A 12,242-nucleotide genomic window follows, 5' to 3' on the forward strand; every position below is an offset into this window, starting at 1 on the left:
TGGCCAGCGGCTATTACATCCAGCCGACCCTGCTCAAGGGTCACAACAAGATGCGCGTGTTCCAGGAAGAGATCTTCGGCCCGGTGATCGGCGTGACCACCTTCAAGGACGAAGCCGAAGCCCTGGCCATTGCCAACGACACCGAGTTCGGCCTGGGCGCCGGTGTGTGGAGCCGCGACATCAACACCGCGTACCGCATGGGCCGCGGGATCAAGGCCGGCCGCGTCTGGACCAACTGCTACCACCTGTACCCGGCACATGCTGCCTTCGGCGGCTACAAGAAGTCCGGGGTCGGGCGTGAAACCCACAAGATGATGCTCGACCACTACCAGCAGACCAAGAACCTGCTGGTCAGCTACGACATCAATCCGCTGGGGTTCTTTTAATCCACCGTTGTTAACGGTCTGCCATGCACAAGACGCGGCTCACGTCCGTTCGGATCGTCCGCAAGCCGGCCCTGCTGCCTCTGCGCAGAGGGCTCGGCCAAGGCAGCGTTCGAGCGGGCCAATACCGCACCGTCACTCAATAAAGACAGTCAGGGCACAGCAATGGATCAGATAGGTAATTACGTTCTCTACATCATCATGGCCTGCGCCGTTGCAGGGGCGTTCGCGGCCATCTACGACAGCGAGAAGGGCCTGGGCAAGGAGTTCATGGAGGGCATCCACGCCACCGGCTACATCTTCGTACCGGCGGCCGGCATCATGGCCTCCATCCCGTATCTCACGGTGATCATCGAGAAGGCCTGCGGGCCGTTTTTCAACGCCCTCGGCGCCGACCCGGCACTGGCCGCGACCATGATCATCGCCTCGGACATGGGCGGCTATCACCTGGCATCGGCGCTGGCGTCGAGCAAGGAAGCGCTGGTCATGGCGCTGATCACCGGCTTCATGGGGGGTGCCACCATCGTCTTCTCCATCCCCATGGGGCTGGCGATGCTCGACAAGCGTGACCACAAATACATGGCACTGGGCATCATGTCCGGCATCCTGACCATTCCGCTCGGCGTACTGATTGCCAGCGTATTGCTGGTGGCGAGCGACCCGATGATCCGCGAAGTGGTCGCCACCAATGGCGAGGCGACCTATCAGCTGGCCATGGGCCTGGGTAGCATCTTCGCCAACCTGCTGCCGATCATCGTCTTCGTCGTTGCCCTGGCTGCCGGTCTGCGTTTTCTGCCGGATCTGATGATTAAGGGCTTCATCGGTTTCGGCCGTGGCCTGGACGCGATGATCAAACTGGTGCTGGTATTCTCCATCGTCGAGTACTTCACCGGGGTGTTCACCATCGTCTTTGGTGGCTGGGGCTTCGACCCGATCATCGCGGACGCCGAAGACCAGACCCGCGCCCTGGAAACCGCCGGCTACATCGGCATCATGCTGGCGGGCGCCTTCCCCATGGTCTACCTGCTGCGCAAATACTTCGGCGGCCCGCTGGAACACCTGGGCAGCAAGGTCGGCCTGAGCGCCGTGGGCAGCGCCGGCATGCTCGCGACCATCGCCAATATCCTGGCCATGTTCCGCCTGGTGCGCTTCATGCCACCGAAGGACAAGGTGATCAACATCGCCTTCGCCGTCTGTGCGGCCTTCCTGCTGGGTGACCACTTGTCCTTTACGGCCAACTTCCAGCCCACCATCATCCTGCCAGTGCTGATCGGCAAGCTGATCGCAGGTTTTGCCGCCATCGGCCTGGCCTATTGGCTATCGGTGCCCAAGGCGCTGGAACTGGAGCAACAGGATCGCGCTGCCGGCATCATCGAACAGGATGAGTACCCGGTCGCAGGCAAGCCGCAGGTCAGCCCGGCCTGACAACCGCCGCAACGCCTGACGCCTGCCAAGCAGACGTCGGGCGTTGCCCGACGGCGAACGAGAGAGACTGGTTGAGGACAGATACATGGCAAGCTACTCCCACAGCATGGCCGGCCAGACCTGGCGCTTCGACAGCCTGCGCGAGCTGATGGCCAAGGCTACGCCGGCACGCTCCGGCGACTACCTGGCCGGCGTCGCGGCCAGCAACGATGCCGAGCGCGCCGCCGCGCAGATGACGCTGGCCAATGTGCCACTGAAGACCTTTCTGCAGGAGGCGCTGATTCCCTATGAGAGCGACGAAGTCACCCGCCTGATCATCGACACTCATGATGCCCAGGCCTTCGCCCCCGTCAGCCACCTCACGGTGGGCGGGTTTCGCGACTGGCTGCTCTGCGACGACGCTGACGAAGCCAGCCTCACGGCGCTGGCCCCCGGCCTGACGCCGGAGATGGTCGCGGCAGTGTCGAAGATCATGCGCATTCAGGATCTGGTCCTGGTGGCGCAGAAGACCCGCGTGGTCACCCGCTTTCGCAACACCCAGGGGCTGCGCGGGCGCATGTCCACCCGCCTGCAACCGAACCACCCGACCGACGATCCGGCCGGCATCGCCGCCAGCGTGGTCGATGGCCTGCTCTACGGTAACGGCGATGCCATGATCGGCATCAACCCGGCCACCGACAGCATGAGCGCCGTATGCACCCTGCTGGAGATGCTCGATGCGGTGATCCAGCGCTACGAGATTCCCACCCAATCCTGCGTGCTGACCCACGTCACCAGCTCCATCGCTGCCATCGAGCGCGGCGCGCCGCTGGATCTGGTGTTCCAGTCCATCGCCGGCACCGAAGCGGCCAATGCCAGCTTCGGCGTCAGCCTCAAGGTGCTGCAGGAAGGCTACGAAGCCGGCCTGAGCCTCAAGCGCGGCACCCTCGGCAACAACCTGATGTACTTCGAGACCGGCCAGGGCAGCGCGCTGTCGGCCAACGCCAACCACGGCGTCGACCAACAGACCTGCGAAACCCGCGCCTACGCCGTGGCCCGCCACTTCAATCCGTTTCTGGTCAATACCGTGGTCGGCTTCATCGGCCCGGAGTACCTGTACAACGGCAAGCAGATCATCCGCGCCGGGCTGGAAGATCACTTCTGCGGCAAGTTGCTCGGCGTGCCCATGGGCTGCGACATCTGCTACACCAACCATGCCGAAGCCGACCAGGACGACATGGACATGCTGCTGACCCTGCTCGGCACGGCTGGCATCAACTTCATCATGGGCATTCCCGGCTCGGATGACGTGATGCTCAACTACCAGACCACCTCCTTCCACGATGCGCTTTACGCCCGCAAGGTGCTCGGCCTGCACGCCGCGCCGGAGTTCGAGGCCTGGCTGGCGCGCATGGGGATTTTCCAGCAACAGGGTGGCCGCCTGCGCATGGGCGATGAGCTGCCCCCGGCATTTCGCCAGGCGTTGGCGCAGTTGTCCTGATCAATCGAGGCCGTCATGAGCGAAAAGTCCCCCGCCACCGCAAACCCCTGGCAGCAACTGCGCCAACTGACGCCGGCACGCATCGCCCTGGGCCGCGCCGGCACCAGCCTGCCGACCGCTGCGCAACTGGATTTCCAGCTCGCCCACGCCCAGGCGCGTGACGCCGTGCATTTGCCGTTCGACCACACTGCCCTGCGCGAAGCGCTGCATGATCGCCAGTTGCCCACGCTGCTGCTGCACAGCGCCGCCGCCGACCGCCACACCTACCTGCAACGCCCGGATCTGGGCCGGCGCCTGCACGAAGATGCCGCACGCCTGCTCGATGACTACGCCGCCGAGCACGGCCGTGGCTATGACCTGGCCATCGTCATCGCTGACGGCCTGTCATCGCTGGCGGTGCACAAACACAGCTTGCCGTTTCTCGACCGTTTGCTGGAGCAGGTACAGGCAGAAGGTTGGTCGCTGGCGCCGGTCACCCTGGTGGAGCAGGGCCGGGTTGCAGTGGCTGATGAAGTGGGACAGCGCCTGGGGGCGAAGATGACGGTGATCCTGATTGGCGAACGCCCCGGCCTCAGTTCGCCGGACAGCCTGGGCCTGTATTTCACCTACGCGCCGCGCGTTGGCCTCAACGACGCCTACCGCAACTGCATCTCCAACGTGCGCCTGGAGGGTCTGAGCTATGGCATGGCCACCTTCCGCCTGATGTACCTGATGCGCGAGGCCTGCCGCCGCCAGCTCTCGGGCGTCGATCTCAAGGACGAAGCCGAAGTGCCGACGCTGGACAACGCCGGGCCGGGTAATTTTCTGCTGCCGGATCAGCGTTGAGATGCTGTCGCGGCTAAAGCCCCTCCCACCCAGCCGCTCACAAAGCCCTTCTCACAGGAGGTAAGCCTTGTGGGAGGGGCTTCAGCCGCGATCTTTACGACCGATCAGCACGCCTCGATACGGAAGCCCAGGCGCGGGAAGTGCACGTGTACGATGCCGGCACGCTCGTCCTCGCGGCGCAGGATCAGCTCCTCGCGCCCGGAGAACAGCAACTCACCCTCCACCGGATCGACCCCGTAGTCCACCGCTGCGATGCGTACCGCCTGGCCAGGCTGGAAGCCATTGGCATCGATAAAATCCTCGTCCGGGAGTGCTGCCGGCGTTGCCTCGCGCGCCACGGCGATAGCCTCTTCGCCGCTCATCTCGCTCAGTGAGCCATGCCCAAAGCCCAGCACCCGCGCCAGCCAGGCGGCGACTTCCGGATAATCGTCCACCAGGGGTGCCGTGATCGGTGTGGCGCGCAGGAACCACAACGGATGCGCGACGGCGAAGTCGGCAATCGAGGGCTGGCCAAACAGGAAGTCGCCACCGCCCTGCTGCAACTGCTGCTGCAAACGCCCCATCAGCGCCGGCCACTGGTGACGCGCCTGCTCCAACGGCAAACGGCTGGCCGTGCCGCCGGAAAACAGCGCGGCACGATCAGCCGCGAAAGCCTTGGCGAACTCCGGTGGCACCTTGGCAAAGCGCACCGCCATGGACTCGGGGGCGAAGACCAGTGACACCGCATGCTGGAACAACACCGCGTCGGCCCATTGGGCGAGGGTCGCGACATTGAAGCCCTGCCCTTCCGGGAACAGTGCCGGGGTGGCTTTCTCGGCTTCCAGACGGCGAGCGATCAGCGCGGTATCGCAGTAGATGTCGGCACCGATCTGCAACACCGGCGTCTTGCGGTAGCCGCCGGTCAGCGCTGTGAGATCCGGCTTGGGCATCACCGGCGGGATCATCACCGAGCGCCAGGACAGTTGCTTGAAGCCCAGTAGCAAGCGAGCCTTCTCGGCAAACGGCGAGGTCGGGTAATGGTGAAGGATCAACTCGTGCATGGCGCGCTCCGCGACGGTTCGAAAGCACCCAGCTTACCCGCGCAACCTAGTCACGCACACCGCCTACGGCTGATGAAGCGCCATCAACGCTCAGAATGAGCACCTCCTTGGCCGCTTTGCTCAGGCGCTTGATGGCCCGCTCACGGCGCAGGGCATCGCCCTTGCCAGCACAGGCTTCGACATAGGCCAGTGCCTGCGCCGGGCTGGTATGGAAGAAGCGCGCGCCCTTGCCGCTCTGATGCTGGGCGAAACGCCGCTGCGGGTCATCGCTGATGCCGCAATACAGCGCGCCGTTGGCAGCACGCACCAGGTAGACGAACCAGGGCTTATCGACGGCCGCCGTCATCCGCGCGCCGGAAACCACTCGCGCGCCGAGCGCCACAGGCACATGCCGACGAAGTAGGCCGAGGCCAGCCACCACAACGCCAGCAGCCAGGGCTGGCTGACGGGGTACTGCAGAATCAGCAGCGCGCTGGAGAGCATCCAGACGAAGGTCACCAGGATATTCAGCGGCATGAACTGACGCACGCGGAACGGGTGCAGGAACTTCATCTTGGTCAGGGTCAGGCCGGCCAGCAGGACGATAATGGCCAGGGTGATCCAGGGGTGCACATCGAGGATGTAGAAATACAGCACGACCACGTTCCACGCCGCCGGGAAGCCGACGAAGTAGTTGTCCTTGCTCTTCATGTTCAGGTTGCAGAAGCAGAACAGCGAAGACAGCAGAATCAGGCCCACGGCGAACAGCGGCGTGTAATCCGGCAGGGGGATGAAGCGGTAAAGAAAGATGGCGGGGATGAATACGTAGGTCAGGTAATCGATCACCAGGTCGAGGGTCGAGCCGTCGAAATGCGGCAGCACAACCTTGACGTCGTAACGCCGCGCCAGCGAACCATCCAGCCCATCGACCAGCAGCGCCAGGCCGAGCCACAACAGGCATTGCTTGGGCTGGCCGTCGAGTACGGCCAGCAATGCCAGCAGGGCGAGGATCACACCGCTGGCGGTAACGGCATGGACCCCCCAGGCTTTGGCCTGTTTTACGGCAACGATCAGTTCGGTCACGGCAGGTCTCTTGGCAGTGGAGGTGCGGCACCCCATGTGCGCACTCTCATTATTGAAGGCTAAGACCGGCTAGCCTACCACTGCGTTCCTTCATCTGCCTTAGCGTGAAGCGCGGAATTGCACCAGCCCGCGTGCCGCCTGCCGACGAATGGTAGCCTGAACCGATGGCGCCCACCCCAGCAGCAGCCCTTTGCCACCTAGCGCCTGACGTGCCCAGCGCCAGAGATCGAAGTGATCGCGATGCTCGACGATGAGTCCGTCGCGAAACACGAAGCGCGCCTGAATATGGTTGACCACCTGACGACCGGTGGCGCTGAAACGGTAGCTTGCACCCGCAGGAGTGCGCCCATGCTGGGCGCACAATGAAAAAGGGTGCCCGAAGGCTCCCTGATCCATGGCGCAATGCCGGCTCAGTGCAGGATCTGACTGAGGAACAGCTTGGTGCGCTCGTTCTGCGGGTTGGTAAAGAAGGCGTTCGGCTCGGCCTCCTCGACGATCTCGCCCTTGTCCATGAAGATCACGCGGTTGGCCACGGTACGGGCAAAACCCATCTCGTGGGTCACGCAGAGCATGGTCATGCCGTCTTCGGCCAGACCGATCATGGTGTCGAGTACCTCCTTGACCATCTCCGGGTCGAGGGCCGAGGTCGGCTCGTCGAACAGCATGATCTTCGGCTTCATGCACAGCGCGCGGGCAATCGCCACACGCTGCTGTTGACCGCCGGAGAGCTGGCCCGGAAACTTGTTGGCCTGCTCGGGGATACGCACGCGCTCGAGAAAGTGCATGGCAATTTCCTCGGCCTGACGTTTGGGCATCTTGCGTACCCACATCGGCGCCAGTGTGCAGTTCTGCAGCACGGTCAGGTGCGGGAACAGGTTGAAGTGCTGGAACACCATGCCCACTTCACGGCGAATCGCTTCGATGTGCTTGAGGTCGCTGGTCAATTCGGTGCCATCGACCACGATGCGCCCCTGCTGGTGTTCTTCCAGGCGGTTGATGCAACGAATGGTGGTGGACTTGCCCGAACCGGACGGCCCGCAGAGCACGATACGCTCGCCCTGCTGCACGCTCAGGTTGATGTCCTTGAGCACATGGAACTGGCCGTACCACTTGTTCACACCCTGCAGCAGGATCATCGGCTCGGCGCTGGGTTGTTTGATTGCTTCACTCATGACTCACTCCTCTTGAGGGGCTCGATTCAGGATTTAGCGAGCTAGAGCCAGGCAAGGCGAAAACATTCGAGGGAGCGCAATGTACGGTTGTACATGAGCATCCCGAGAGTGTTTTCAACGCCGCCTGGCCGACGCGCAGCAAATACTGATCAGCTCCTAACGCTTGTGGCCGGTATCCAGTTTTCGCTCGAGATGCAGCGAATAGCGGGACATGCCGAAACAGAAAATCCAGAAGATCAGCGCGGCGAACACGTAGCCCTCGGTGGCCATGCCCAGCCACGCCGGGTCGGTGGTCGCCTGCTTGATGCTGTTGAGCAGATCGAACAGGCCGATGATGATCACCAGGCTGGTGTCCTTGAACAGGGCGATAAAGACGTTGACGATGCCCGGAATCACCAGCTTCAGCGCCTGCGGCAGGATCACCAGGCCCATCATCCGCCAGTAGCCCAGGCCCATGGCCGCAGCGGCTTCGTACTGGCCTTTGGGAATGGCCTGCAAGCCACCACGCACCACTTCGGCGATGTAGGCGGACTGGAACAGGATCACCCCGATCAGCGCACGCATCAGCTTGTCGAAATGCATGCCTTCGGGCAGGAACAGCGGCAACATCACCGAGGACATGAACAACACGGTGATCAACGGCACACCGCGCCAGAACTCGATGAAGGTGACGCAGATGACCTTGATCGCCGGCAGGTTGGAGCGTCGCCCCAGCGCCAGCAGGATGCCCAGCGGCAACGCACCGGTGATGCCAACAGCAGCGATCACCAGGGTCAGCATCAGGCCGCCCCAACGGCTGGTGGAAACAACGTCCAAGCCGAATACACCACCGTGCAGCAGGGTCCAGGCGATGAACGGATAGATCGCCAGGAAAGCCAGACCGTACACTGCCTTGCGCGGCATCTGCGGCACGAACAGCGGCGCCATGCCGATGATCGCCAGCCACAGAGTGGCATCCACACGCCAGCGCAACTCGGTCGGGTAGAAGCCGTACATGAACTGACCGAAGCGCTGTTGGATGAACACCCAGCACGCGCCTTCCTTGGTGCAGTCGGCGCGGGTGCTGCCCACCCAGTTGGCATCGATGATCGTCCACTGCAGCAGCGGAGGTACCACCAGCCAGATCAGATAAAGCGCGAAGAGGGTCAACAGGCTGTTGAACCAGTTGGAAAACAGGTTGGCCTTGAGCCAGCCCACTGCACCGACGCTCTGGCGTGGCGGCGGCAGGTCCGGTTTGAATGTATGAGTCTGCATGGCTGCTCCTTACCGCTCAGCCAGCGCGATGCGCTTGTTGTACCAGTTCATCAGCAGGGAAATGCTGATACTGATGGCCAGATACACGCTCATGGTGATGGCGATCACCTCGATGGCCTGGCCGGTCTGGTTGAGCACGGTGCCGGCGAACAGCGAAACCATGTCCGGGTAGCCGATACCGGCGGCCAGGGACGAGTTCTTCGCCAGGTTGAGGTATTGACTGGTCAGTGGCGGAATGATCACGCGCAGCGCCTGCGGGATGATCACCAGACGCAGAGTGACGCCCGGACGCAAACCCAGCGAGCGCGCAGCTTCGGTCTGACCATGGCTGACCGCCATGATCCCGGAGCGCACGTTCTCGGCGATAAATGCTGCGGTGTAGATGGTCAATGCCAGGGTCAGCGCCATCAGCTCGGGGATCATCACCCAGCCGCCACGGAAGTTGAAACCGGTCAGCTCCGGCACACTCCACACCAGCGGGTTACCGCCGATGAGCACGGTGAGGCCTGGGATGACTACGATCAGCGCCAGCGAGATCCACAGCAGCGGGAAGATCTTGCCGGTAGCTTCGCGGCGTTTCTTGGCCCAGCGTCCCAGGGTGACGACGCCGACGATGGTCGCCAGTACTACCACCGCGAACAGGCCGAAACTCTCCGAAGGGCCAGGCGCCGGCATGTACAGACCGCGACTGTTGAGGAAGAAGATTTCACCCATATCCAGGCTCTGCCGAGGTCCAGGCAGGGCGAGGAAGACCGCGAAGTACCAGAAGAGGATCTGCAACAACGGCGGAATGTTGCGGAAGATCTCGATATAGACGGTCGCCAGCTTGCTGATCAGCCAGTTCGGCGACAGCCGCGCCACACCCAGCAGAAAACCAAGGATGGAGGCCAGCACGATACCGATGAAGGACACCAGCAGGGTATTGAGCAGACCGACCACGAACACGCGACCGTAGCTGTCGCTTTCGGTGTAGTCGATCAGGTGCTGGGCAATACCGAAACCGGCGCTGTTGTTGAGGAAAGCGAAGCCGGAAATGATCCCGCGCTTCTCCAGGTTGGCCTGGGTGTTCTGGAAGAGAAACCAGCCGAGCGCCACGACAGCGACAACGGCGATGATCTGGAAAGCCCAAGCGCGCACCTGCGGATCGTTCAGAAGCGATCCTTGCGGGCGCGGGGCATTAGCAGTCGTTTGCATAACAACCCTCACGGAAACCCCGGCCGCACGCAAGCCGGCCGGGTTTCACTAATCGGAAACGACAGCGGCAGGCCATAGGCCTGCCGCTGTGGACGGTCAACGCACCGGCGGTGCGTACTGCAGACCACCCTTGTTCCACAGGGCGTTGAGACCACGCTCGATCTTCAGCTCGCTACCGGCACCAACGTTACGGTCGAAAGACTCGCCGTAGTTACCGACTTGCTTGACGATCTGTACTGCCCAGTCTTTCGGCAGCTTGAGGTCTTTACCGAATTCACCTTCAGTACCCAGCAGACGTGCTACGTCCGGGTTCTTGGTGTCTTTGGCGGTGGCTTCGACGTTGGCCGATGTCAAACCCAGCTCTTCGGCGTTGACCATGGCGAACAGGGTCCAGCGCACGATGTCGAACCACTCTTCGTCACCCTGGCGCACGACCGGGCCCAGAGGCTCCTTGGAGATGACTTCCGGCAGCACGACATAATCGTCCGGGTTGGCCAGTTTGATGCGCTGTGCGTACAGCTGCGACTGGTCGGAGGTCAGCACGTCGCAACGGCCAGCTTCGACCGACTTGGCGCTCTCGTCAGAGGTATCGTAGGTGATGGGGGTGTATTTCATGCCATTGGCACGGAAGTAGTCGGAGAGGTTCAGCTCGGTGGTGGTACCGGCCTGGATGCAGACGGTAGCGCCGTCCAGTTCCTTGGCGCTGGAAACCCCCAGCTTCTTGTTAACCAAAAAGCCCTGGCCGTCGTAGTAGGTCACGCCGGTGAAGTTCAGGCCCAGTGCGGCGTCGCGCGAGCTGGTCCAGGTGGTGTTACGCGACAGGATGTCGACTTCGCCGGACTGCAGCGCAGTGAAGCGCTCCTTGGCGGTCAGCGGGCTGTAACGCACTTTGGTAGCGTCGCCGAATACAGCGGCGGCAACAGCGCGGCAGACGTCAACGTCCAGACCCAGGTAGTTACCTTTTTCATCGGCGTAGGAGAAGCCAGGCAGACCGTCGCTGATACCGCACTGCACGAAGCCTTTCTTCTGCACTGCATCCAGAGTGGCGCCTGCCTGAGCAAAGCCACTGACACCGAGCACAGCTGCGGTGGTCAGCACAGCCAGGGTGGATTTCACCATCTTCATCAAAAACCTCCAGTTGCTCTTGTTGTGTTGGAGTCTCCGTCCGCCTTCCTCACCCTTTTGAGGCCGCGACCCGCCGGCAGCAACGGTATCGACGAGAAGTTCGAACGTCAGGCAGGAGCCTAGTCGGCATTTCCCTCTGCTGGCCAACTGCTCCCACCCTGCCCATTGGTTGAACGGGCCAGAGACGGATCGTCATCCGTCTGAGCGATCGATCGCCCCGACGGTCTATTAGGAACCCCACACAGCAGATTCCTGCCTGTTGAGCGGTGCGCAGTGGCACAGTGTTACCGTTAGCGCACCGCGTCGTCAGTTCAAATGAGCCATAGCAAGCCCCGTACCAGCACATGGCAAATTGCCGGATATACGGGGGTCAAGGGCAAAACTTTCACCCGTGCGACAACTTATTCACAGATTAGCCAAGCCTTGAGCAGGGTGCCGCCCCAAATTAAGGCGCCCGCACCACACTGGAGCTACCAATGACCGCACCCATGATTTTGCAGCCCCCACAATCCGCCGATGCCAGCGTGATCTGGCTGCATGGGCTGGGGGCTGACCGCTACGATTTCCTGCCGGTCGCCGAGTTGCTGCAGGAGCGCCTGCCCAGCACACGCTTCATCCTGCCGCAGGCGCCAACCCGCCCGGTGACCATCAACGGCGGCTGGAGCATGCCGAGCTGGTACGACATCCTTGCCATGAGCCCGGCGCGCGCCATCGACCAGGCCCAGCTGGACGAGTCCGCCGACCAGGTGATCGCCCTGATCGAGGCCGAGCGCGAAAGCGCCATCGCCGCTGAACGCATCGTCCTGGCGGGCTTCTCCCAGGGTGGCGCGGTGGTACTGCACACCGCCTTCCTGCGTTATCCGGAGACCCTCGGCGGGGTGCTGGCACTCTCGACCTACGCACCGACCTTCAGTGACGACATGCAGCTGGCGGATACAAAAAGACAACTGCCGGTGCTTTGTTTGCATGGCAGATTCGACGACGTGGTGACACCCGACATGGGACGCGCCGCGTATGACCGCCTGCACGCCTGCGGGGTGCCGGTGCAATGGCGCGACTATCCGATGGCCCACGAAGTGCTACCGGAAGAGATTCGCGATATCGCCGAATGGTTGAGCCAATTGCTGACAGACTGACCGAACCGAAGAGATGCACACTCAACAACCACCGACTGAAGTCGGTGGGTTAGTGACTTACGGACTGAAAGTCCGGATACGCGTCGACTGAACGACGCGTCGGATCAGTCAGGCTCCATCCTGAAATTATCGTTCGGGCTCGGCTC

General features: G+C 62.5%; 11 protein-coding genes and 2 pseudogenes. 5 read left to right on the forward strand and 8 right to left on the reverse strand.

Annotation, left to right across the window (positions count from 1 at the left end):
* The 4 genes and pseudogenes from adh to eutC all read left to right on the forward strand — a co-directional run.
* Positions 1–386 (forward strand): annotated as a pseudogene (gene adh, locus PSOLE_RS22700) (aldehyde dehydrogenase); the annotation flags it as partial.
* Positions 387–548: 162 nt separating this feature from the next.
* On the forward strand, positions 549–1,808 hold the full coding sequence (gene eutH / locus PSOLE_RS22705) for an ethanolamine utilization protein EutH (RefSeq protein WP_004424193.1): 1,260 nt from the start codon (positions 549–551) through the stop codon (positions 1,806–1,808).
* Between the two features lie 85 nt (positions 1,809–1,893).
* A complete protein-coding gene (locus PSOLE_RS22710) occupies positions 1,894–3,288 on the forward strand; it encodes an ethanolamine ammonia-lyase subunit EutB (protein ID WP_074861244.1) in 1,395 nt (464 codons plus the stop codon).
* Between the two features lie 15 nt (positions 3,289–3,303).
* Positions 3,304–4,113, forward strand: coding sequence for an ethanolamine ammonia-lyase subunit EutC (gene eutC / locus PSOLE_RS22715; protein WP_074861242.1), 810 nt, complete (start codon positions 3,304–3,306; stop codon positions 4,111–4,113).
* 104 nt (positions 4,114–4,217) lie between these two features.
* Here eutC and PSOLE_RS22720 read toward each other — a convergent pair whose 3' ends face one another.
* From PSOLE_RS22720 to PSOLE_RS22755, 8 genes and pseudogenes are all read right to left on the reverse strand, one after another.
* The gene (locus tag PSOLE_RS22720; RefSeq protein WP_004424199.1) at positions 4,218–5,153 is read right to left on the reverse strand and encodes a glutathione S-transferase family protein; all 936 of its coding nucleotides are present in this window, start codon (positions 5,151–5,153) and stop codon (positions 4,218–4,220) included.
* Positions 5,154–5,199: 46 nt separating this feature from the next.
* A complete protein-coding gene (locus PSOLE_RS22725) occupies positions 5,200–5,499 on the reverse strand; it encodes a GIY-YIG nuclease family protein (RefSeq protein ID WP_042920409.1) in 300 nt (99 codons plus the stop codon).
* On the reverse strand, positions 5,496–6,251 hold the full coding sequence (gene pcsA, locus PSOLE_RS22730; protein ID WP_306811998.1) for a phosphatidylcholine synthase: 756 nt from the start codon (positions 6,249–6,251) through the stop codon (positions 5,496–5,498). Before pcsA ends, PSOLE_RS22725 begins: the two co-directional genes overlap by 4 nt.
* Before the next feature lie 63 nt (positions 6,252–6,314).
* Positions 6,315–6,545: pseudogene (locus PSOLE_RS22735) on the reverse strand (nuclear transport factor 2 family protein); the annotation flags it as partial.
* Between the two features lie 80 nt (positions 6,546–6,625).
* The gene (locus tag PSOLE_RS22740; RefSeq protein WP_017675242.1) at positions 6,626–7,387 is read right to left on the reverse strand and encodes an amino acid ABC transporter ATP-binding protein; all 762 of its coding nucleotides are present in this window, start codon (positions 7,385–7,387) and stop codon (positions 6,626–6,628) included.
* A gap of 156 nt (positions 7,388–7,543) precedes the next feature.
* Positions 7,544–8,641, reverse strand: a complete 1,098-nt coding sequence (locus PSOLE_RS22745) for an amino acid ABC transporter permease (RefSeq protein ID WP_074861237.1) — start codon at positions 8,639–8,641, stop codon at positions 7,544–7,546.
* Between the two features lie 9 nt (positions 8,642–8,650).
* Positions 8,651–9,835: an amino acid ABC transporter permease gene (locus PSOLE_RS22750; protein WP_172480648.1), complete on the reverse strand. Its 1,185-nt coding sequence runs from the start codon at positions 9,833–9,835 to the stop codon at positions 8,651–8,653.
* A gap of 96 nt (positions 9,836–9,931) precedes the next feature.
* Positions 9,932–10,960 carry an amino acid ABC transporter substrate-binding protein gene (locus PSOLE_RS22755; protein ID WP_004424216.1) on the reverse strand — a complete coding sequence of 343 codons (1,029 nt, stop codon included), beginning with the start codon at positions 10,958–10,960 and terminating at the stop codon, positions 9,932–9,934.
* A gap of 476 nt (positions 10,961–11,436) precedes the next feature.
* On the opposite strand from PSOLE_RS22755, the gene PSOLE_RS22760 reads away from it, so the two are divergent.
* Positions 11,437–12,096: an alpha/beta hydrolase gene (locus tag PSOLE_RS22760; RefSeq protein ID WP_074861235.1), complete on the forward strand. Its 660-nt coding sequence runs from the start codon at positions 11,437–11,439 to the stop codon at positions 12,094–12,096.
* Positions 12,097–12,242: the final 146 nt, after the last annotated feature.

This window comes from Pseudomonas oleovorans subsp. oleovorans (assembly GCF_002197815.1).
GTDB classification, from domain to species: Bacteria; Pseudomonadota; Gammaproteobacteria; order Pseudomonadales; family Pseudomonadaceae; genus Aquipseudomonas; species Aquipseudomonas oleovorans.